This window comes from Aureibaculum luteum, from assembly GCF_003449015.1.
Classification (GTDB): domain Bacteria; phylum Bacteroidota; class Bacteroidia; order Flavobacteriales; family Flavobacteriaceae; genus Aureibaculum; species Aureibaculum luteum.
In genome coordinates this window covers 685,503-706,986 of sequence record NZ_QRGD01000002.1, presented here as the reverse complement: position 1 = coordinate 706,986, position 21,484 = coordinate 685,503, and the positions used below count along the sequence as shown (strand labels likewise).

General features: G+C 32.0%; 18 protein-coding genes. 7 read left to right on the top strand and 11 right to left on the bottom strand.

Annotation, left to right across the window (positions count from 1 at the left end):
• Nucleotides 1–121 precede the first annotated feature (121 nt).
• From D3P13_RS21900 to D3P13_RS08275, 3 genes are read left to right on the top strand one after another with little or no spacing between them, the layout of a single operon-like run.
• Nucleotides 122–259 carry a hypothetical protein gene (locus tag D3P13_RS21900; RefSeq protein WP_157972868.1) on the top strand — a complete coding sequence of 46 codons (138 nt, stop codon included), beginning with the start codon at nt 122–124 and terminating at the stop codon, nt 257–259.
• Nucleotides 260–439 (top strand): hypothetical protein, encoded by a 180-nt coding sequence (locus D3P13_RS21895; RefSeq protein ID WP_157972867.1) that lies wholly within the window; start codon nt 260–262, stop codon nt 437–439.
• Nucleotides 412–1,032: a hypothetical protein gene (locus D3P13_RS08275; RefSeq protein WP_117881118.1), complete on the top strand. Its 621-nt coding sequence runs from the start codon at nt 412–414 to the stop codon at nt 1,030–1,032. The genes D3P13_RS21895 and D3P13_RS08275 overlap by 28 nt, the downstream gene beginning before the upstream one ends.
• 41 nt (nt 1,033–1,073) lie before the next feature.
• Here D3P13_RS08275 and D3P13_RS08270 read toward each other — a convergent pair whose 3' ends face one another.
• The gene (locus tag D3P13_RS08270; RefSeq protein WP_117881115.1) at nt 1,074–3,260 is read right to left on the bottom strand and encodes a T9SS type A sorting domain-containing protein; all 2,187 of its coding nucleotides are present in this window, start codon (nt 3,258–3,260) and stop codon (nt 1,074–1,076) included.
• 436 nt (nt 3,261–3,696) lie between these two features.
• Between D3P13_RS08270 and D3P13_RS08265 the strand changes: the two genes are divergently transcribed.
• Nucleotides 3,697–3,987 carry a GIY-YIG nuclease family protein gene (locus tag D3P13_RS08265; RefSeq protein ID WP_117881112.1) on the top strand — a complete coding sequence of 97 codons (291 nt, stop codon included), beginning with the start codon at nt 3,697–3,699 and terminating at the stop codon, nt 3,985–3,987.
• A 592-nt stretch (nt 3,988–4,579) separates the two neighbouring features.
• Here the strand turns inward: D3P13_RS08265 and D3P13_RS08260 are convergent.
• Nucleotides 4,580–5,437, bottom strand: coding sequence for a DUF4382 domain-containing protein (locus D3P13_RS08260; protein WP_117881108.1), 858 nt, complete (start codon nt 5,435–5,437; stop codon nt 4,580–4,582).
• Between the two features lie 374 nt (nt 5,438–5,811).
• Between D3P13_RS08260 and D3P13_RS08255 the strand changes: the two genes are divergently transcribed.
• The gene (locus tag D3P13_RS08255) at nt 5,812–6,411 is read left to right on the top strand and encodes a class I SAM-dependent methyltransferase (RefSeq protein WP_117881104.1); all 600 of its coding nucleotides are present in this window, start codon (nt 5,812–5,814) and stop codon (nt 6,409–6,411) included.
• A gap of 1,047 nt (nt 6,412–7,458) precedes the next feature.
• On the opposite strand, the gene D3P13_RS08250 is transcribed toward D3P13_RS08255, so the two are convergent.
• The 4 genes from D3P13_RS08250 to D3P13_RS08235 all read right to left on the bottom strand — a co-directional run bounded on the left by D3P13_RS08250 (nt 7,459) and on the right by D3P13_RS08235 (nt 11,324).
• On the bottom strand, nt 7,459–7,977 hold the full coding sequence (locus tag D3P13_RS08250) for a hypothetical protein (RefSeq protein WP_198679991.1): 519 nt from the start codon (nt 7,975–7,977) through the stop codon (nt 7,459–7,461).
• Nucleotides 7,978–8,064: 87 nt separating this feature from the next.
• The gene (locus D3P13_RS08245; protein WP_117881101.1) at nt 8,065–8,463 is read right to left on the bottom strand and encodes a hypothetical protein; all 399 of its coding nucleotides are present in this window, start codon (nt 8,461–8,463) and stop codon (nt 8,065–8,067) included.
• Between the two features lie 18 nt (nt 8,464–8,481).
• Nucleotides 8,482–8,643, bottom strand: a complete 162-nt coding sequence (locus D3P13_RS08240) for a hypothetical protein (RefSeq protein ID WP_157972865.1) — start codon at nt 8,641–8,643, stop codon at nt 8,482–8,484.
• A 113-nt stretch (nt 8,644–8,756) separates the two neighbouring features.
• Nucleotides 8,757–11,324, bottom strand: coding sequence for an AAA family ATPase (locus tag D3P13_RS08235; protein ID WP_117881095.1), 2,568 nt, complete (start codon nt 11,322–11,324; stop codon nt 8,757–8,759).
• A gap of 154 nt (nt 11,325–11,478) precedes the next feature.
• Here D3P13_RS08235 and D3P13_RS08230 point away from each other — a divergent pair, with 154 nt between their 5' ends.
• Complete coding sequence (locus D3P13_RS08230) at nt 11,479–12,339, top strand: hypothetical protein (RefSeq protein WP_157972864.1); 861 nt, start codon at nt 11,479–11,481, stop codon at nt 12,337–12,339.
• Between the two features lie 467 nt (nt 12,340–12,806).
• On the opposite strand, the gene D3P13_RS08220 is transcribed toward D3P13_RS08230, so the two are convergent.
• From D3P13_RS08220 to D3P13_RS08195, 5 genes are all read right to left on the bottom strand, one after another.
• Entirely contained in the window at nt 12,807–13,721 is a 915-nt protein-coding gene (locus D3P13_RS08220; protein WP_117881086.1) for a hypothetical protein, read from the bottom strand.
• Complete coding sequence (locus D3P13_RS08215; protein WP_198679990.1) at nt 13,722–14,834, bottom strand: AAA family ATPase; 1,113 nt, start codon at nt 14,832–14,834, stop codon at nt 13,722–13,724. It abuts the gene before it with no gap.
• Complete coding sequence (locus tag D3P13_RS08210) at nt 14,824–16,701, bottom strand: GmrSD restriction endonuclease domain-containing protein (protein WP_117881080.1); 1,878 nt, start codon at nt 16,699–16,701, stop codon at nt 14,824–14,826. Before D3P13_RS08210 ends, D3P13_RS08215 begins: the two co-directional genes overlap by 11 nt.
• Nucleotides 16,698–17,882, bottom strand: coding sequence for a DNA cytosine methyltransferase (locus tag D3P13_RS08205; RefSeq protein ID WP_117881077.1), 1,185 nt, complete (start codon nt 17,880–17,882; stop codon nt 16,698–16,700). Before D3P13_RS08205 ends, D3P13_RS08210 begins: the two co-directional genes overlap by 4 nt.
• A 933-nt stretch (nt 17,883–18,815) precedes the next feature.
• Nucleotides 18,816–20,855: a hypothetical protein gene (locus tag D3P13_RS08195; protein ID WP_117881070.1), complete on the bottom strand. Its 2,040-nt coding sequence runs from the start codon at nt 20,853–20,855 to the stop codon at nt 18,816–18,818.
• Nucleotides 20,856–21,056: 201 nt separating this feature from the next.
• Between D3P13_RS08195 and D3P13_RS08190 the strand changes: the two genes are divergently transcribed.
• Entirely contained in the window at nt 21,057–21,479 is a 423-nt protein-coding gene (locus D3P13_RS08190) for a hypothetical protein (protein WP_117881067.1), read from the top strand.
• Nucleotides 21,480–21,484 lie beyond the last annotated feature (5 nt).

Genomic DNA, 21,484 nt, shown 5'->3' with positions numbered 1-21,484 from the left:
TGGATTCCCTTATTCATGTTTTTTTAACAAATAAATTACTTTAGCTATCTTTAGAAATAGTAGCACAAATAAAATAGGAAAATCAAATAGTTGTAAATACTTAATAAAGTATATTTATCTTATGAAAAAATTACTCTCTTTGCCTACTAATCTGATCAACTATTTTCATGAAATTGAAGATAAAAATCGCGACGAATGGATTTGTGCTACTGACCCAGAAAATACACCTTTAGGCTCTGGAGGCAGTACAACTTGGTAGTTGAAAGAATGTTGGAAAGAGGATATATCGGAAAGTTTTAGTCAATGGCTGGGTAAAGAAAAGAGAATTTTAATTCATGCTGGCGGACAAAGTAGACGCTTACCTGGATATGCTCCGTCAGGAAAAATATTGACACCCATACCTGTATTTAGATGGGAACGAGCGAGGTCAGCAAATTGATCAGAATTTATTGGATCTTCAAGTTCCACTTTACGAGAAAAGTTTTACCAGGTATAAAATTAATCCATACGCAAAAGGGGAGTAGTCAACTTCCTGAAATTAAATGGGCTCCAGAATTTATCTTTTCTGAACCAGAAAATAAAGCACGTATGTTGCTGTATTACAAAGGAATAACGCGTGTTTCAAAAAACATATTGTCTGATATAGTGAGATGTATGTTTCTAAATGAAAACAAAAACAATACTCTTTTAGGAGAGATAAAACAGCATGCTTTTGACACGATTGATGCGTTACAACGCGGTAATTTTACGAATTTCAGTAATTGTGTGGCTCAAACTTGGGTACAGAATCAGCAATTAGATGCAGGGACAAATCCGCCAGAAGTTCAAAAGATTCTGTCGTTGATTAAAGATTATGCTTCTGCTTTTAAATTACTGGGAGCGGGTGGTGGTGGTTTTATTTTTATCATTGCTAAGGACCAAGAAGCGGCTAGTAAAATAAGACAAACGCTAATTAACAATCCACCTAATAGTTTGGCTCGTTTTGTAGATATAGATTTATCGCGTACTGGTTTTCAAGTCACACGATTGTAAACCTATATTAGTTGACTATTGCAAGAAAATAAATAAGATGTTTATTGTTTAATTATCTTTTCGTAATGGACTGAATGGTCTGAATTGCTTGTGATTTTGGTGAAATACACACCTTTATTTAGGTTTAACAAGCTTAATGTAATAGTATTGGTTTGTTGTTCTATATTCTTGTTATAGACCAATTTACCTGTTGATGTAAAAATGTCAACTTGAAAGGTATCTGCATTTTCTTGCTGTAATGTAATTTCATTGTCAAAAGGAATAGGGAAGAGGCTCCATACGATTGTATCATTCGTGTTAATTGGTTCACCATTAAAGTATTTTAAGGCGATGTTATATGATGCTACACCAATTTTTTCTCCAATTTTTCGTCCTCTTATATCGTCAATTGGAGGATGAATTCCTCCCCAAATTCGTGATAAACTTGTCTGATCTGAGGCATCTCTATAGGTTGCCCATTGTAAGGTGAAGTCCTGCGTGGGGCCTTGTTCAAAAACTAAAAAGTCATTTTGATTGATATCAAAGATTCCCATTCCACCAGGAAAATATTCATTTCCTGTGAGCAATGTCATTACTTCGGCAGCAGCTCTAGAAAACGTAGAATGTCCAGAAACATAACCCGCAAAAGGAGGCGTAACAAAAGTACCACGTTGATACGGCCACCAATGCGTTCCTAAAATCCAATCGACACCAGCGGTATCGGTTTCAGGATCATCAATAAAATCAGGACCTTTCCAAGCATATATTTTTATTTTACCTACGTTTTCATTATTTGTTCCAGCCAAGGCATCACCAGCTTCAATAACGGCAGTTAATCCGTCCACTAGCGGAATTCCGTGTGGATTGTAACTCGGTAACGATTTATTGGTGCTTTGTCCTTTGCTAGACATATAACGTATGGCCGATATGGGACGTACATAATCGTAATATCCTTTGATTCCCCAAGTGTTTACGGCACAATCATGCATGGCACCACCTAACATTAAATAGGATTTTACATCCCACTCTAAATCGCCAATAATTTCGCCTTCTCCGCCTAATCGCTTCTCTAATAAGGGGTGATCATTCACATAGTTTAAGATGGTAAACCAATGTCCGGGTGGTGTTTCTGAATCAGGGCCATCTGCCCAAAACTCCGCTAATACGCGTGTATAATCAGATCTTTTTACCAATTGTGGGGTATAGGGTAGGTTTGTAATTGGGTTCATAGCATGACCAGTTCCTGAATCGCCACCATCGGTAAAATCGTAAAAAGATTTATAGGCGTCAAAGTTATCGTCAAAATTGTCAATATCTGCATTGCCTATGGCTGAAGGTGAAATGTCAATTAAGGTATTATCATTTGGATCTAAATGTGCCGACCAAGCCGCTACCAATAAAAAATTCCATTTGTAGGCATCGTCAATTCCGTCCTCATCTGAGTTTTTAATGTAAGGTGGTGGCCCCGGGTCGTTATACACATAGCTGTTAAAGTTATGGTTTAAGACTTTAAGGTCGGTTGGTTGTAGACAAAATGGTGTGACTTGTCCCCATTCGGGACCTAAAAAATCAGGTGTTTTAGAATTGGAAACATTCCCACTTTGATCTATAAAGACATCAAAGGCGAGGGGTTGCCAACGATTTGGGTCAATGTCAATAGTCTCTTCATAGGTATTCAATTGTATGGGCGGGTTAACGGGCTCATAATACTGATTGTCGTAATCATTCGCTTCATTAGAGCCGTCTTGCAGGCCAAAAGCAATCATTTCATTGCCTAAATAGTTACCTAAAGCAGCATAAGAGCCTGTACTATAATCGGTTGTTGTAAAATTGGGGTCATAACCATAAGAAACTAAAAGGTCAAGAAAAGACTTTTTTGTGGTACTTACCAAGGGTGAATTTTGAAATCTATGGTTGAGTAAAGTAAACATGGCATAACTCAATACTTCTTGTATGGCAGATTCTTTATCTGTAGGTTCTGGAATACCAGAAAAAGTAGAAGTATAGTTACCATAGGTTTTTCCGAGTAAAATGGTTTCAGCTTCGTCATTAAAAATGGCCCAAGCATCGTACATAACCATGGAACTATGAAATAGATTCCGAGCATGTGATGTTGGTCGAGCTACATCATTACGAATGGCATCTAGTAATTGTTCATTCCAATCTCTAGCCACAGAATGTTGACCATAAGTTATGGTTGCTGAAGCCAAATTATAAATAAGAAAGAGAATGATTTTAATGGAACGCATGGTTGACTTAAAAATGGTGTTGCTAGTTTACTAACTTATAAACGCATAGAAATGAAATAAATTTTAGTTTATCTGTTCTCAGTACGTCACTTCGAGTGTTTTAAATTTGCGACAGCTGTAGAATCCCGAAGTGTCGGGAGTATCGAGAAGCGTTTATTACGTTGCTTAAAGGTTCTTGATACTATTTTTCATTCTTCGAGATCACTCGAACGGACGGATATGATTAAATTCTAGTTACAATGATAAATTATCCGTCTCTTCGAGTGTTTTTAAATTGAGATAGCTAATTGAATCTCGAAGTGTCGTGAGTATCGAGAAGTGTTTATTACGTTTTTTAAAGGTTCTTGATACTATTTTTCATTCTTCGAGATCGCTCGAACGGACGGGGAGAGGCGATAAGGTTTTATTATCAAATAATTATACCTAGTTTTACTAAATGCAACTTTCTTTTGTTTACATATTAAAATGTAATGATGATTCTTACTATACTGGAGTAACTTCGGATTTAACCAAAAGATTATTTCAACATGAAAATGCTGTTTTTAAAGATAGTTATACTTTTCAAAGACGACCTGTAGTTTTAGTGTTTTATGCTGAATTTACCGATATAAACTTAGCTATAGTTACTGAAAAACAAATAAAAAAATGGTCAAGAGCGAAAAAAGAGGCTTTGATAAATGACGAGTATGAGTTGCTATCTAATTTGGCTAAAAAGAAATTTAAGTAAAGGTTCTCGATACTATCTCTCGTTCCTCGAGATCACTCGAACGGACGGATAGGTTTAAATTCTAGTTATAATGATAAATTGAGCGTCACTTCGAGTGTTTTAAATTTGCGATAGCTGTAGAATCCCGAAGTGTTGGAAGTATCGAGAAGCGTTTATTACGTTGCTTAAAGAGTTCTCGATACTATCTTTCGTTCCTCGAGATCACTCGAACAGACGGGGAGGTTTAAATTCTAGTTACAATGATAAATTATCCGTCTCTTCGAGTGTTTTTAATTTGCGATAGCAAATTGAATCCCGAAGCGTCGGGAGTATCAAGAAGCGTTTATCACGTTACCTAAAGGTTCTCGATACTATCTTTCGCTCCTCAAGATCACTCGAACGGACGCTAAAGACTATTTTGCTGTTATGAGTATTAATGGAACGTCTCTTCGAGTGTTTTAAATTTGCGACAGCCGTTGAATCCCGAAGTGTCGGGAGTATCGAGAAGTGTTTATTACGTTTCTTAAAGGCTCGATATAATCTTTGGAATAGAAAAATCCCTCAATGTTAACATTGAGGGATTTTTCTATTTATAAAGTAAATGTGTTTATGCTTATGATGCTGTTTCCAACAATTCTATGGTTCCAAGATCTAAAACAGTCCCCACTTCTACTAATATTGCATCGGTGGAATTATAAGGGTCAAAACCATAATGTTCAATTCCGATTTTATATTCCCCAGCATCAAGACCTTGAATTATAAAATCGCCATTTTCATTAGTTAAAGATCCCGTAATGTAAACATTATCAGGTGTGTAAACACCTACATTAACACCTGCTAGAGGTACAGCACCATCAATTTCGTCTCCATCAACATCTCCAGTTATTATGCCCATAACAGACCCCGAATTAACCTCTGTATTTACACGAATTACAGGTTTTAAGTTAAACTTGCCCGAATTTCCTGCTTTAACTATTGATTTCTGCACATCCCAATCTAAAATAAAGTTGTACGAAAAACCTGATTCTAATTCGGTATTAATTTTTAATTTTAATCCAGACTGCTGAGCACTTGGTGTATCTAAATGCGTTGTTACAGGTTCATTATCAACACCAAGATAGGTGATGGTATTGTTATCACTTAATATCAATCTTATTTGCTTTAGCATTCCAGAAGAAATGACTTGATCAGCTAATAAAAGGCTATTGCCTGCAATAAGTTGGGTTAAATCTACTTGAATAGGATAGCCGTTTTCGGGGGTGAAACTTACCCAACCTTCTTTGGATTCCGAACTATTATACTGAATATCGACAATTTCAACATTAACTTCTATGTAGTCTCCTGGAGCATCTATTAGTTTTAGTTGCACTTTTGCAGTATTGTTACTCTCGTCACTTTTAGTACAGTTTTGAAATGCTCCAAAAACAAATATCGAGAGAGCTATTACACTTAATTTCTTTAAAATCATCATTGCGTTTTTTTATTTATAGTAAAGTACAACATTAATTCTGTTTTAATTCTAAAGTTGGTAGCAGTGTTTTATGTAAGTATAGCTAATGTAATTGATATTTAAGTTATTTAAAAGTTCTCGATACTCCCGAAGTGTCGGGACTCATTCCTCGAGATCACTCGAACGGACGAATAGGTTTAACTTCTAGTGATAATCATAAATTGTACGTCACTTCGAGTGTTTTTCTAAGAGGCGATAGCCTCAGAATCTCGAAGTGTCGGGACTCGTTCCTCAAGATCACTCGAACGGACGGGGAGGTTTCGGGTTACAATCATGGATATAACGTTACAATTTTGAATAAGAAATTGTAATTTGCAGTTGACTAAATTAAATTTATGAACATTCAATTATTAAAAGAAAACATTGAGGGAATTGATATTTATATTTTAGACCAAATAGTAAAAAATAACTATCAAGCAGGTTCAAAGATCTTAGATGCTGGTTGCGGAACAGGTCGAAACTTAATATGGTTTTATAACAACGATTTTGAGATTCATGGAGTAGATACTCATATAGAAAGTATTGCGTATTGTATGGAGAAATATGTTAGGCAGCGTAATAATTTTAGATACGGGTTGATTGAGGAATTACCATATGAATCACATAGCTTTGATCATATCATCTGTAGTGCGGTATTACATTTTGCACAAAATTTAAGCCAGTTTTGGAAAATGTTTGATGAATTACTGAGAGTATTAAAACCTCAAGGAAGTTTACTCATAAGAATGGCGTCCAATTTTGGAATTGAAAATCAAGTCAAAATGATTAATGATGGTGTTTATGAGTTACCGGATGGTTCAACACGGTTTTTATTAGATGAAAAAATATTACGGAAACTACAAAATAAAAAAGAGCTTACTTTTTTAGAAAATGTGAAAACAACCTTAGTTCATAATCAAAGAAGTATGACAACATTGATTTTAAGAAAGGAGTAGGATTAATACTTGTCTATGGTTAAAAGAAAATTCTATTTAACATAATATAAATTATAGGACAAATACATAGTAATTTACGGTAAGCTCTGCTTATTAACATAATTATAGATATAATAACACGCTAGTGTTTTATATCGACCATAATTATGTTAAAGTAAATTACGGTTCTCTTGTTACAATTATAATTAGTAAAACTCAATAATTAGTACGTTGTATTAGATCCTATAATTATATTATGTAAAATATCCCAGAATGTTTATTTCATAATTTCGATATTCAGTGCTTGGGTCAATAAAAATTCATACAGACGATTCTCACAGTTTTAATATTCCCTATAAGTATTGAACATTCTCCATACAAACAGTTCTAAGAATACTCAGTTGACATATTTGTCCCATAATTTGTCATTATGTAAAATTGCCGCCTACAACCACTAGATTGCTTTATAAAATCAAATTGTTATCACAATTTATTTTATACACAAATTTCCAACCGCTTGCAACCGCCAAAAAAAAAGCTGACCTTTTAGGTAGTTTTAAAATTCCTGTATTTCAAAATAATTCGGTTGAAAAAGTTTTCACAAGCTTCTGGTAAGGTTTCCGCAAGAGTATAAATTTTTGAAATTAAAAATTCTATACACTTGCTTACTTTAGTTTTTCAATTTACCCTTTTTGCCAACTGCTTCATCCAAACTTTCATTTTCTTTTGTCTTGATACACTATTTAGTTAAAAAGGTCTAGTAGACCTTTTTAGCTAAATACATAAAACAAAAAATCAAGGCTTCACATTATTTTGGAAACCATTACGGTTCAAAACGCTATATTTTAAAGATGGTCGGTAATTCTAAGTTTAATTGTAATAACCTTGTTATTAGCAGTGTTTATTAGTGTTTCGCAGTATCTATTTAAAACATGGCCGCTTATTCTCACCTATTGTTTTGCCAAAATTATCTAAGGCCGACAAAAAAAGCCCCTCCCGCCAGCTGACCCATTCGCTAAAATAGTCCACAGGACTATTTTTTAACACTCTGTCCTATTTAACATAATATTAAAGAACTAATTCAGACATTTTAGGAATCATTTCTTTAATCGAACCTCTTCCTAGATGAATTGTAAGCTTTTGAGCGATACATTCAAAAATTGAATCATGGAACGTTAATATATAGTGTCTTTTATTTTCAACAAACCGTTTTTTATCATGGTATGGATGTACTGAATTCATTTTTTCTAATTTGCGAATCCAAGAAGAATTTATGATTTCAAAGTTTCCATAAGGTTCTAAACCCCTATTTGCTAACGGGTGACCAGAAAAAGCTTCATCATTCGGTGGTCCAAAATAATGTGCTGAACATAAATCAAAAACTACAATTGCTAAAGGCTCATCAGAATTTGTTGCATCAACCATCTTTATATTAGAACCATCCCATCCTTTAGGAATATCATTTAAATAATAAGCAACTGCAACATTAAGTTCTGAGGCTAAAACAACGGGTATTGGTGCTCCAACTGATGATTGCGGAAAGTCTTTTAATTCTTGAACTTTATCTTTTGAATCTATTTCGTACATGTTAATTCAATTTATTTAACATTTTATCTAAAGAAAACTTACTCAATTCAGGAATAGCCTTAGTAAATACCTTAATTTACTCACGTGCTAACTTACTAATTTTATAGGAGTTCGTGAACCTTCGGTTTCCCAATTTGATAAATGTGGAAAACCATTTACCTCATTTTCTAAAAAAATATAATCGTCAGGGGTTGTTACTGTTTTTGAAGGTATCAAATAAGCATTAAAAGGCTCATTATCCATCATAAATACTAATGCAACCCAAAGATTGTCTTTTGGCTCACCTAACTTTTGTTTTGGAATCTTTACCTTTCTTTCGGAGTCTAAATTAATGGGTTGTAAATATAGTTCATGAAGATTTCCATTATTGGTTTTAAAACTAAAATTTACTCCTTCCCTCCCACTTTCATTTGGAAGAACTTCAAATTCAGCTTTAATAAGCTCTAATTTTATGAATTTGTATGCCTTTTCATTGAATGGATTCATAAATGATAAGATGTCTTATTAAGTTTTAACTTTTTTATTTCTTGAATCAAGAACTTCTTTAATACCTTGACATACTTCATAGAATTCTCCTTTAATTGCCCATTCATTAAGGTTTTTTAGTTGGTTATCTTCCATGTTCGAGATGTCTTCAATTATTTCATCTATAGTTTTCTTTTGCAAATGCTCTAATAGTTTTATCAAATTCTTCTTTATCGTTCATAATAAATGTCTATGTTTCAAATAGTAAGTCTGATTTATCGTTAGTATCTGACATTTTTTTATTTTAATATTTTTTAATTTTTAAAATCAGTTTCTATAGCTTTAAAACGTTCATAATCTGCTTTTAAATCACTCATTGTAGGAGGAGTATGTTGCTCTTCAGGATGACTATGTGCTCTTATAAACCCACTAGCCCGTCCAAACATATTATCTATTTCTGCCTTATATTTTTCTATCATATCTCCTTTTACAGCTGGAAATTTTGTCATCATTATGTTATTTCTGAATCTCCCAACTATTTCTTGAAAAATTGTATTTGAGACTAATAATTCTAATCCAGTTCGAAGATAATCATAGCCTTCGGCTGCAACTTCATTTTCACTTCGTCCTTTTGTCCCATCAGTACAAATCACGTTAAGCTTACTGGTGTATGTTCTCAATTTATTTATGGGTGTACCATCAGACAAATAACCAGTATTAGTACCATCAGTATTTACTTTATAAAATTTAAAATCAGTATTATCTCGATAGATGACATGTCCTTGTAACGCAAAAAACGCATTATAAAAAAGCACATTATGTGTAAATATGACTACTTGTCGTTCTTTTGATAAATTAACTAATCTTTTTGCTACATCCTGCATTATATTGTGGTCAAGAGAATTCACTGGGTCGTCAAATACGACAGGAGCAACAGTTGTGTCAAGTTGTAGCTCGGTTAAAAATTCACAAAGTGCAATAGTTTTTTGTTCACCTTCACTTAATACTTTATTTATATTATATGTAGCAACGTTTTGTCGTATATGAGAATTTCCTTGTTGCGAAAAGAAACCAAGACTAACATGAAGATGCTGTTTCCTAAATCCCATTAATTCAGTAGTGAATTTTTGTTGAAAATCTTGAGCAACTAATTCTTCACGAGCCTGAGTAGTTTTAATACTTAATGAGTTGGTGCTAAATTGCGACCTATTATCGTCTATTAATTTTCGGGATAATAAGTTAGTAATAGTAGTGAATATTCCTTGTCTATTATCTGATAATAATTTTCTGTCTTTTAGTTCAGCTATATCCGCTTTAAGTTTTATTTCGGTTTTTGTTAAATTCCCTAAGAGTTGAACAATTGCATCTCTTGAAGTAGTAAGTTCTGTTCGTTTTGATTCCAGAAATTGGATTATTGCCAAGTAATTAATATCGAAGGTAAGGTTTGCCTCAACATTATTATTAACTACTTTGTTTTTAAATAATAAAATTTTTTTATTAAAGTCTATAACTTCTTGCGGCTGCAAGATTCTACTATCTTCCAAAACACCAAATGTAGGTTGATGGAAAGTAATAGTTTCAGTTATTAAATTAATATGCTCAACAATCTCAGTTTTCAGTTTTTTATATTTTACAATTTCAGTTTCGGTAGTGTCATTTAAAATTTTACCATAGCTCTCAACTAGTTTTCTAGCTTGTTCATTTTGCAAATCTTGCTTGCAGTACACACAAGTAGCTTCTTCATTATTCGGATAGTTCTCCTTATCAAGCAATTTAATATAAGCTTCAGCAGCTTTTAAGAAATTGGAAAATACATCAGTATCAAATTGTTCCAACCCATTTGCTTCAGCTAAACCAGCAATACCATGTTGAGTTTTCGCTTTTAATTTTTTGAGGATTGCATTATAAGCGATAATTGAATCCCAATTCGTTTTAGAAAGATGAGATTGTGTATGTTTAATTGTCGTTATAACTGAAGTGAGTTCAGTTAGCATAAGGAGACAATTATTAAGGGTCGCTTCTAAAGCAGCCTTGCTTAGATTTTTTAATTCATCTTCCTTTTGGGCAAATGTTGTTTGATGCTCTTCAGAAAATGTAGATAATTCAATAAGCAAATCTTGATTTGCGTTATGGGCTAATAGATCAATATATATATTTTGTGGAGTCGCTTCATGCAACTGATCTTTCCATTGTAAGTCAACAGGATGGAGTGTATATCGAACATCTAATAGGTTCATTAATTGAGCAAGTTCATTAGTAACCAAAGTGAACAAATAAAAGCCTTTTGGTTTGACTAATAACTCACGAGTATTTGAAAGAGAAATATTAACACAATCACTGTTAAATACGGCTATGGCATTAAGGTCAGATTCTGAGCGATCACCTTGCCAATCAAGATAAACGGGATTTCCATCAGAATGAAAATCGAGTCGAGCACTTTGTTTCACTTGAGTTTCATGAACATTTGAAAGAATACTAATATTGTTGTCAAAACTATACCCCTGAGATTTTAAAACACGACTATATCCAGTTTTACCAACACCGTTATTTCCATAAACAATCGTAATATTTGGACTAAATTCCATGACCTGGTCTTCAGCTAATTTGTTTACTCCTTTAACTTCTGAAAGCTTTGTTAATAATATTTCTTTCGAAGGAGGTGTAAAACTAGGTTTTGTAATTAATAATGGTGGAAGTGGCACATCATGAGCAAACCCAATATCTTGTAAAAAGTAGTCAAAAATGAGATTACGTTCATTCTGGTCAAGTGCTGATTGTTTATTGGTAACTAATTCCACCAATAGTTTACTCCAGCTTCCAAGGGGATTTGTCCAGTCCCATAAAAAATCTATTAATTCACGTTGTGTATTTGTTGTAGCCATAACATATAAATATATGTGAAATAAATAATATATAAAAGAGGAAATACACCCTAAATATTAAGGGAAAAACCCTTTCAAAAAAGGGGAAAAACCCTGTTGACTGGTACTGGAATATCACAATAACTTGTAAGACAAATAATTAACCTACTTTATTATGAAAAAAATCAATTATATTATCATATGTCTAATATTATCTTTTTATAGCTGTAAGACAATTACAATTCAAGGTAAAAAAATAAAATCAGCAGACATTTGCGATAATTGTAATCCTGGCAATTATGGACCAATTATGCTAATGAAGAAAAAGACATATGATCCCCAATTAGAGGATAATACATCACCAAAAAAAATCGCTTTTCAAATTTTAGGCCATGTATTTTCTGAAGGATATAAAGGAGGTGATTTAAAAATTCCTTGTTCAAATACTAGTGCTAAATCGCCATTTTTAGTTTCTGACGTTAGAAATTTAGGATCAACTGGTTCTAGTGGACAGAGTCTATTTTATAATGAAAAAGAAACTCTTAATTTAGATGTTACAGCCACTGTCAATAGTGATTTAGAAAGTATAAAAGCTGCAAATCCATCTGTTTCTGTTGCCAATTTAGATTCGTTTAAAGCAAAATTAACAGCCGCATATTCTAAATTTGCTAATAAGGAACTAAATGTTGAAGGAAAATATTATCAATATTCTTTAAACGACCAAATAATAGTTGAATTAGCAAAAAATCTTAATTATGAAGACTGTAGGGCATATATTTATTCCACCACTAATCCTAAAAGAATGATTACGGCTCTCGGGTTAGTTTACTTCGAAATAAAATACTCTTCGAACAGTGTAGATGATATATCATCCGAATTAGTCGCTGATGCAGCTGCATATGGGATAACATTTAACATAGGAGTAAAATTTAAAAGAAATATCAGCAAAAAATTAAATAAAGTAACTGAAGGTTATTATCAAATTGTTACTTGGCGTACTGTTGGAATTTCTCATTTAAATAGAATAGCCAATTAATCCATATCCAAATTATCTTAACTTTCTTTTGCCTTGATGCAAAAGAAACAAAAAATCAAGGCTTCACATACTTTTGGAAACAATTACTGTTCAAAACGCTATATTTTAAAGATGGTCGGTACTTCTTAATTAAATGGTAGTAACCTTGTTATTAGCAGTGTTTATTGATGTTAAGTAGTATCGATTTAAAACATTTAACGCTTATTTTCACCTATTGTTTTATCAAAATTATCTGAGGCCGTCTAAAAAAGGGCTGTCTCTATTTAACATAATATACCTACAAAGTGACCTTGTTTCTTAGAGTCTCAATTAATTCTTTTGAACCATTAGTTGTAATATTTAAATCAGCTCCTTCCCTCCCACTTTCATTCAGAGGAAATGTATGTTGAGCTTTTAAAAGCTCTGATTTTATAAATTTTATATGTAATCTAATTAAATGGATTGATAGATAATAAGTAAAATAAAAACTAATTAATTTTCTTTCCAACATATCCTATATAACAAATTCTTTTGTCGTTATCGGGAAAAAAATGAAGTCTTAAATCTTTTGTTCCGTAATTACAATGAAAAGAAAATAGACGATTTTCATTGTCTGGACATTCAATAGTTAATTGAGTTTTGAGTTTTTTTTGTCTCGTTTCAGATTCTAATCTAGAATCTCCACCAAAACCATTTCTTTCAAAGTCGCCATTTTCCCAATTTGAAAAATAATTATTCATTTCTAATAGACGACCACATAAACTTTTCAGAATAATCCCAGATTGTAGATTGAGGTAATTCCTAGTTGATTCACAAAACTTAAGATGAGAAAAATAAACTGCTCTATTTTCCCATAGTTCAGTTCCAGATTTTATTTCCAGTATTAATTTCTCTTGGGCAGAGTTCAGCTTTTTTTTAAAGTGTGCTAAATGATTTTTAGATGAATCAACATCCCAAGAATGTATAATCGTAAGGTTTTCCTCTTTAACTTCTAATGACTCTTCGATCATATAATGAAGTTCCATATCTAAAGATAATTCATGCCATCTTTTATTATTATCCAAACTTATGGGTAGTAATTCATTTTCATAAGCAAAACCTAAACCTTTTGCCTCCTTTTTCTCATAATAATAATATGGATAATCATGAAGTATCGGTTTCTTTGATGCCATGCTAATTATTGCAAACCTTTTATCTCTGTCAGAAACCGTTGACAACCATTTTTCAAACATCATTTCTCTATCCAAAATAATGTTTGTTAATTTATCTGTTGCCACAACACTGATTTGTGTATTCAAATCTTTACCAATAGAGATACAGGTGTCAAAAAATGTATTATACCAATCAATTGCTCTACCTTTATTACCATTCTCAAATGACAATTCATTTAAAACTATATCCATTTAGAGCAATTTCATCAAATTATTATCCCATTCATCAAAAAATCCTTTGGGCAAAAAATCTATCCTACCATTCGCATCAATGACCGGTTTTGTAACAGTAGAATAATGATCGTTTGAATTAGCATCTTGGTTTCTTTCAAAAAAGAATAGTTTTACCAAATCTGGTGAAATACCTTCAGAAATACTTACTCTTATACCATTTAATACATGGTCACTATGAGTCTCTACAAATAATTGAACACCATTTTTTGCAGCTAAAAGCATCAGTTTTCCGATTATTGATTGACCTTTTGGATGCAAATGAGATTCTGGATTTTCAATAAGAATTATATCTCCGGATTTTGCAGAAAGTATAGAAACCACAACCGGAAGAACATAGGATAAACCAAAACCAACATTTTGAGGTTTTATTTCATTAGTGAAACCAGAATTGGTTTCATATTGATACCCTAAACTAATTGCATCAATACTCTTTAACTCTTCAACATTAATTTTTATACCAGGTGAAATATCACTCATCCAAGCCCATACTTGATGAAGTAAAGTATTTGATCTAGAATCTTCCTTACACATTATCGGAGCAACTATATCTTTTCCGTAATGTGATAGGTAATGAGCTACATATTCACCTCTCATACCAATATTTTTACTCTGTACTACTTCAAAATCTGATCTATCATAAAACTTTTTTGGCACTAACCTTTCTGCACTTAAATATTGAAAATTTCCATTAAACAGGCTCGTATTTTCAAAATCAACCTTATTTTTATCATTCTCCTTTTTAAATGGTAAAATATCTGAATCTGAATCATACATGAAGTTCCAAATGTATGATCCTTTTTTCTTTAAGTCAATTTCAAAAATTATTTTTTCTTCTTCTGCAAATTGATATAGGGCATCTTTACCAACGCCTATATTTACATATCTTCCTTTTAAAGCTAAACCATGTTTTTGTAAATAACCGTTTTTATAGGACTGCCTTAACAACAATAAAATCTGTAAGGCTGTCGACTTCCCCATTCCATTAATTCCAGAAAAGAGATTTAGATAGGAACATTCAAATTCTGTTTCTTTTAGAGCTTTGAAGTTTATACTTTTAATTCTAGATATCATAATCATTGTGTTTTTCTAGTGTCATAATCACTATGCTATTTATTTCAGAAAATCTCCTTTTAACTTGATTTGAACCACCAGTCCCTGAACTAATTGAATGAATAAATTCGGCATTATAATTCATCAAATAGATAAAATTATTAATTAATACTTCTTTATTAATTATCAACTTTTTTAAATCTGATAAACTTAAATTTGCCAGTGTAACTGACCATACTTCAAAAAGAGCTTTATTTATTGGCTTTCTTCTCTCACCTTCACCTCCATACATTTTTCGAAAAGCATATGGTCCAAAAATATCGTAAGCTGCTTTCATGGATTTTTGGAAGCTTTTAACGAGTTTTTCCGATTCTTCATTATTAAAACTGTTTAACTTTCCCATGGAAGAGTTTAAGAATGTATCCAAGTCAGGTTTATAATCTCTATAATCATTTATGTAAAAGGCAACAAATCGATTGGCAAAATCTCGATCTAACATGCGGTCAGTATTGATTGAATACGTTGTTGCAACCTTAAACTCCTCACACTCTGCTAATCTGGCGATTAATTTTGAGGCTCTGCCTTGATTTAGAGCATGTCTTATTTCTTGTGAAGAAAGAACTAGACCTCCTGTATTTATCCTGTTAAATACATTATATTTAACCTTCTCAGGAGTTCCTGGATTAATTACGTAAGCAAGTATTTCGAATTCTTCAATTCTTCTTTGTAAATCTCTAGGTAAATCAGAGAATTTTTTCCCATTAAATTGATGTAAAAATTCTAAATTTTCTAGAGCAAAATTTTCATCTTCAACAAAATTCTTTAGTGAAGTTAAACGTTGTAGACCGTCTACTATGAGCCACTCATTATCATTGGATCCATCAAAATAAAAAGCCGGTAGTGGAAATCTTATTAAAATGGATTCAATTAGCCTACTTTGCTTAGTCTTATTCCATAATCCAGCTTTCCTTTGAAAATCTGTGAATAAATTAATTTCCTTATTTCTTAATCTTTTGAAAATTACATCGAGTATTAATGTTCTTGATGAAATGTCTACTTTTTTAGGATCAAACGGATCATCAATTATATTCGAATCATCATATGTAATTTCTAATTCTACATCCTCATCCTCTTCGTTAAATTCTATATCAGTTTTTGAAATTTCAAGTTCAACTTCTTTTTCGGTAACTAGGTTATTAATTCTATATCTATCGATTTCATTAATAACACTGCCTTCATTAGTCAAACCCCAAATAGTTCGCTCAATTTGCTCTATTAATCCAGCTCTTTTCAAGTAGTTTCTTGTCCATGCCAAGTTATATCCAAGTTTAGTCCTTTTACCATAATTTGTGTTGTGTATTTCCTTTCGGCCACTTTCAGAAACACCTAACTTATCGGCTACATAATTCTCAATATTATAAATAGAAGTTTTACCACCAGAAAGTTTCATTGCCTCAAGAGATAATTCATAAAGGTCATCATATTTTGAACTTAATCCTATGATATCCCAATCATCAATATTTTTATTTCCAATAACTAGTTCATTCTGATGGTTAATAAATACAAACCAAATGTCATTTCCCTTTGGTTTGAAGCCTTTTTCATCAGACAAGTACAGTCTTAATTCGTTTTTATTCTTTTTTGGAAAGACTAAATTCAACTCAATTTGAATCATACTAGGGTACAATAAAAATTTCTTTGCTGCTAACTTTGGATTACTAGCTTTATTACCCCTATGAATGTTAGATTTTTCAAAATATGATAGGATTATTTCCTTCTCATCACGTGTCACGGTTATTTGTGAGTCAAAGTTCTCTCTTTCGGTGACGTTAGAAAAAGATCCAAAGTCGCAATTGAAGTACTTCTTATGTATAACTTGAAAAATCATTTAATTGCGGTTTTTAGTAAAACATCTATGATTTTCTTACCAATCTCTTCAATAACAGGCACGGCAACAGAATTACCAAATTGCTTATATGAAGCTGCATTACTCCTGGGAAGAATATAAGACTCTGGAAATCCTTGTAAACGAGCACATTCTCTTGGAGTAAGTTTACGTGGATTAAGACCCATTTGCGGAATCAAACATTCTTTACCATCTTTTCCATATCGTGCGACCAGAGTATTAGAGGGTTTATCGATATCGGCAACATTAGCAGTAAAACCAGTGCCACGTTCAAGATTTCTTTTTGTTCTATTTATATGTCCCTCCCATAATTTATTTGAAATTGTATATTCAGGTGAAACACTATCTTCTAAAATGGATTTCAATTTTTTGAATTCAGATTTTGAACTGGGAAATTCAAATTTTTTCGGATCTTTTTTAAAACAAATCATATAAAAACGTTGCCTTTTTTGGGGAACCCATTGGGCAGAGTTAATGGTTTTACTATAAAAGCTATAACCGAGATCTTCAAAAGTCTTTTTTACTGTTGAATAAGTATTACCTCCATCATGCCCTTTAAAATTTTTTACATTCTCAAGAAAAACCACATTAGGCCTTTTAACATCTACTATTCTTGCAATATCAAAAAAGAGATTGCCTTTATCTTCATCTGAAAATCCATGCAACTGTCCTAAAAAGTTACGAGCGGAAACCCCTGCTAAACTAAAAGGTTGACAAGGAAATCCAGCAGCCAATATATCATGATTTGGTATCAATTTATTTAATTCCTTATCAGTAATTCCTGAGTCAGTAAAATCTCTTATATCACCAAAAGGAAACTCTCCAAAATTGGACTCATAGGTTATTTTTGCCGCATTATCTATCTCTGAAGAAAACACACATTTACCACCTAAATTCTGTAGTGCAATTCGAAACCCTCCTATGCCGGCAAAAAGGTCAATAAACTTAAACTTTGGCTTTTTAGGAGGTGGAAAAGGAACGTCATAGACGGTTGAACCCATTTCTTCAAACCTTGAAGCTATAAAATCTAACGCCTTCTTTTTATAAATTGTAGCTACTTCGTTTTCACTATTCTGCAAATAATGCGTTATATACGCATGTTCATTCGTGAACTTTCTATCCCTTTCAATTTCTAGATATTTCTTAATTTCTGAGTAATTCATCCAATTTTTTGACGATAAATTTTTAATTTATCAAATGTAATGATTAGAATTATTTTTTTAAGTAAAAAGCATTTAAAATTATAATTGAATTTTTAACATAAATTCCATTCCACACACATTCCACTACTCTCCTATCGTCGTTTCGTGTAAAGAGTGTTCCATTAACTTTACTAAAAGATGTTTTGAAAAAGAAAACTTTTAGGGAAATATGCAGATAATTTGCTTTTTCATCAAAGCAAAATCACATAACGCAGAACATTATAGGACAAATCATAGTAATTTGCGGATAGCGTAGCTATTTGACATAATATCAGATATAACAACACGCAGTGTTTTATATCGACAGATATTATGTTAAAGCAAATTACGGTTCTCAATACAGAATTATAATTAGTTCTACATTAGATCCTATAATTATATTATGTAAAATATCCCAAAGTGTTTTGTTTAAAATTTCCATATTCAGTACTTGGGTCAAGAAAATTTAAAATACTCAATTCTCAGCAATTAACATTCCGTACAAATATTCAATACTTTAACCAAATAGCGTCATAATCTTTCGTCAATTCAATTAATATAGCATTAATTCCTTCATAATTATTTATAGCATTTAATTGTGCTATGATCGCAACTATCAACAACCATAATATATAATTTAGTGTTTTTTTTCTAAAAAAATATTCTTTAATGTAAAATATAAAAATTATAAAAGGTTTTTTAAAATTCATTTAAATTGTTATAAAGTCGCCTCTAAAATAGTATAATTTTAACGTAATTTTTAGAAATAAAGTTGTTATTTCGAAACGTTTAATTCATATTCCACAAGTATCCTACCTTCTAATAAAAAAAAAGATGAAATAGCTCCACTCCTATCCACTAATCTTCACATAGTTCCACCTCTATAAATTAGCAAAAAACGATGTTTAGCATCGTTTATTTCAAAAAGTATTTCACTTTAAACTCCCCTTCATTATTATCTGGAAACTTGTCGTTAATTTTAAAATACAAGATGCCACTTTTATTGGCTGTAAAGGTTTTACGAGTACCAATGTAGGTCCAACTACCACTGCCAATTCTCGCCATTAAAGCACCATGGTTATATCTTTTATCTATACTAAACGCACCATAACCAGAGATACCTGCAGGAGATACAGAACCCATAAAATCACCTACTTTTACCTTACCTGAAGCTGTAATCGTAACTTCTTGTCCCTTTTTTACAGCTACATCTGTTACTGTTTTTAGTGAACTTACACTCCAAGTGTCTACCTGAAGTTTATCGGCTAACATCGGAAAGGCTAATTCTCTATTTTCCATAGCTTCTAGAATTAACGTTCCCTTCGCATCTACTTTTAAACTATATTGAGTACCTCCACTTAAAATATAATTATCTTTAGCGGTTGGCATTATAGAAGGTGTCATTATGGTTTTGTCTATATTTCTGAATTCAGAAACAAGCTCTTTACTGTACAATTCAATCATTTTTTTTGACGCATTTGGAATTGTCAACTCGATAGAAGCAAAGGTTCGTCCCACAATACTTGAGGCTCTAATTTTAAAACCACTTCGGTTATAAAAATTTTCAAAAGGTGAAATGGTACCCGTTTCTTCTCTCATGTAGCCTGTATTTTCTACATGTCTAATAAAGAATTCTGCATCTTTTACTTTGTACATTTTGTTATCTTTGACTAACTTTAAATAATAAAATAGCATTACATGTAAAGCTTCAAATTTCGGTAAGTTAGAACCATGCTCTACCCTGAGTTCTTTACGTAATTGTACAACCCTATTTTTATGGTTGTTTATGGTTTGCTGTCTTTTATTTTCTGCTATCGTAAAAATTTGTTCCGCTGCTCTTTTTTGGGCTAATGCCTTTTCTGCCGCTATTTTTTGTGCCTGTTTTATACTATTTTCTTTGGTGGTGAGCTGCTTTTTAAGAACAGTAATTACAGGACTATTTTCCGTTACATTGCTTAAATACGTTGTATTTATATTTTTAAGCTTTGAAAGCTCATTTTGGCTTAAAATTGTCAACCCAATTTTTGAAGACATAGCTGTGACAATGTCCGTTTTTTTAATCTTAATGGCTTCAAAGTGATTTTTTACAAAGTTATATTGACGGTAACGCGAGAAAGATCCATCAAATGATTTGTAATAGTTGTTGATAGTGTTGATATTCTTATCACTAGAGCTTATTTGATTTAACTTTTTTTGTTCATTTTTTACTAACATTTCTAGTTTTGTAATTTTATCCTTTTTTAGAATTTCGGCTACCTCTTTTTTAATATGAGGAGAAGCAGCTGCATAAATGCTGCGATTGTTAGATTCAAAATTTTCTATATTGCTTATTATTAATAAATTGGCATTCTTTTGAGTCAATTCATTGGCTAAGCTTAAAAGGGTTGTATTTGCAATTTTGTTTTCACTTTCTGAAATTACGTTTAAATAATTTTCTACCTCTGAGGGCATTAACCATACAAAACGCGTCTTTGCCATATTTTTATACTTGGTTAGTTCATTAAAAGTAACGCCACCTGATGTAAATAAACTCAATAGTTGGTTGTATTCTGCTCGTATTTTATTTACTTCTGTACTTTGTGCCTTTACATTTTCTGTAATGCGTGGATTGGTTAAGGGCTCAACACCAAACATGGACAACCAACCTATATTCTTTAAACTTTGATACTTTTTTTTAGCTCTACATTTTTTAAGCTTTTTTGATATCGATTTCCCTGCGTTTGTACTTATCTTATCATACGGTTTTCCTGCAAAAGGAACAAAGTATTTGTCCGAATATAAATTATAAAGTATTCTATTACTGACAACACTTCCAGATCTAATATGATAGGTATCTACTTTAGGGAATTCTGCACTAATTATGGTATTCCATTCCTCTAAAGAAGCACAGTTTTGGGCATTAGTAGTCGGATAACTAAGAAATAGAATAAGTAGGATAAGTAGCGGTTTTTTCATAGTTTGGGTTTGGGTTGTGTTCTAAAATTTAAGAACTTTTAGCTTTTAAATTTAAATAAAAAAAATAACTTGGTTATTTAAAGCACTCTACTTCTTTTACTTATGTATCTTTAATATTACCACCTCAATAAATTCCCCAAAAACGATGTTTAACATAGAAATACACTTAACTTTGTTATTAGCAATTAAAATGTAATAATTATGAAAACTAAAATCTTACTTGTATTCGCACTATTTATGTTTATGCAATCCTGTAAAAATGAACCCAAAGAAAAAGAAGAAACCCGTATGGATCGTGTAATGGCGGTGCATGATGAATTGATGCCCAGAATGGGAGAAATTGGAAAACTGACCACTGCTTTAGAAGCAAAAATTGATACTACTGCAACTGGAGAAAAATACAAATTAGCCAAAGATAGCCTTGTAAATGCTTATGATTATATGATGGATTGGATGAAAGGATTTGGCGATAAATTTGATTCAGAAGAGGTGTTAGAAGGTAAAGCACTTAATTCTAAAAAAGAAGCTTTATTGATTGAAGAAGAAAAAAAGGTACATATCATGAAAGATATGATGCTAGGTAGCATTGCCAATGCAGAAGCCTTGTTGGCAAAAGAAAACTAGAATTT

Excerpts from the sequence above, each read along its gene's own strand:
- D3P13_RS21900 (WP_157972868.1), top strand. The coding sequence starts at position 122 with ATGAAAAAATTACTCTCTTTGCCTACTAATCTGATCAACTATTTTCAT.
- D3P13_RS08275 (WP_117881118.1), top strand. The coding sequence starts at position 412 with ATGGGAACGAGCGAGGTCAGCAAATTGATCAGAATTTATTGGATCTTC.
- D3P13_RS08270 (WP_117881115.1), bottom strand. The coding sequence starts at position 3,260 with ATGCGTTCCATTAAAATCATTCTCTTTCTTATTTATAATTTGGCTTCA.
- D3P13_RS08265 (WP_117881112.1), top strand. The coding sequence starts at position 3,697 with ATGCAACTTTCTTTTGTTTACATATTAAAATGTAATGATGATTCTTAC.
- D3P13_RS08260 (WP_117881108.1), bottom strand. The coding sequence starts at position 5,437 with ATGATGATTTTAAAGAAATTAAGTGTAATAGCTCTCTCGATATTTGTT.
- D3P13_RS08255 (WP_117881104.1), top strand. The coding sequence starts at position 5,812 with ATGAACATTCAATTATTAAAAGAAAACATTGAGGGAATTGATATTTAT.
- D3P13_RS08250 (WP_198679991.1), bottom strand. The coding sequence starts at position 7,977 with ATGTACGAAATAGATTCAAAAGATAAAGTTCAAGAATTAAAAGACTTT.
- D3P13_RS08245 (WP_117881101.1), bottom strand. The coding sequence starts at position 8,463 with ATGAATCCATTCAATGAAAAGGCATACAAATTCATAAAATTAGAGCTT.
- D3P13_RS08235 (WP_117881095.1), bottom strand. The coding sequence starts at position 11,324 with ATGGCTACAACAAATACACAACGTGAATTAATAGATTTTTTATGGGAC.
- D3P13_RS08230 (WP_157972864.1), top strand. The coding sequence starts at position 11,479 with ATGAAAAAAATCAATTATATTATCATATGTCTAATATTATCTTTTTAT.
- D3P13_RS08220 (WP_117881086.1), bottom strand. The coding sequence starts at position 13,721 with ATGGATATAGTTTTAAATGAATTGTCATTTGAGAATGGTAATAAAGGT.
- D3P13_RS08215 (WP_198679990.1), bottom strand. The coding sequence starts at position 14,834 with ATGATATCTAGAATTAAAAGTATAAACTTCAAAGCTCTAAAAGAAACA.
- D3P13_RS08210 (WP_117881080.1), bottom strand. The coding sequence starts at position 16,701 with ATGATTTTTCAAGTTATACATAAGAAGTACTTCAATTGCGACTTTGGA.
- D3P13_RS08205 (WP_117881077.1), bottom strand. The coding sequence starts at position 17,882 with ATGAATTACTCAGAAATTAAGAAATATCTAGAAATTGAAAGGGATAGA.
- D3P13_RS08195 (WP_117881070.1), bottom strand. The coding sequence starts at position 20,855 with ATGAAAAAACCGCTACTTATCCTACTTATTCTATTTCTTAGTTATCCG.
- D3P13_RS08190 (WP_117881067.1), top strand. The coding sequence starts at position 21,057 with ATGAAAACTAAAATCTTACTTGTATTCGCACTATTTATGTTTATGCAA.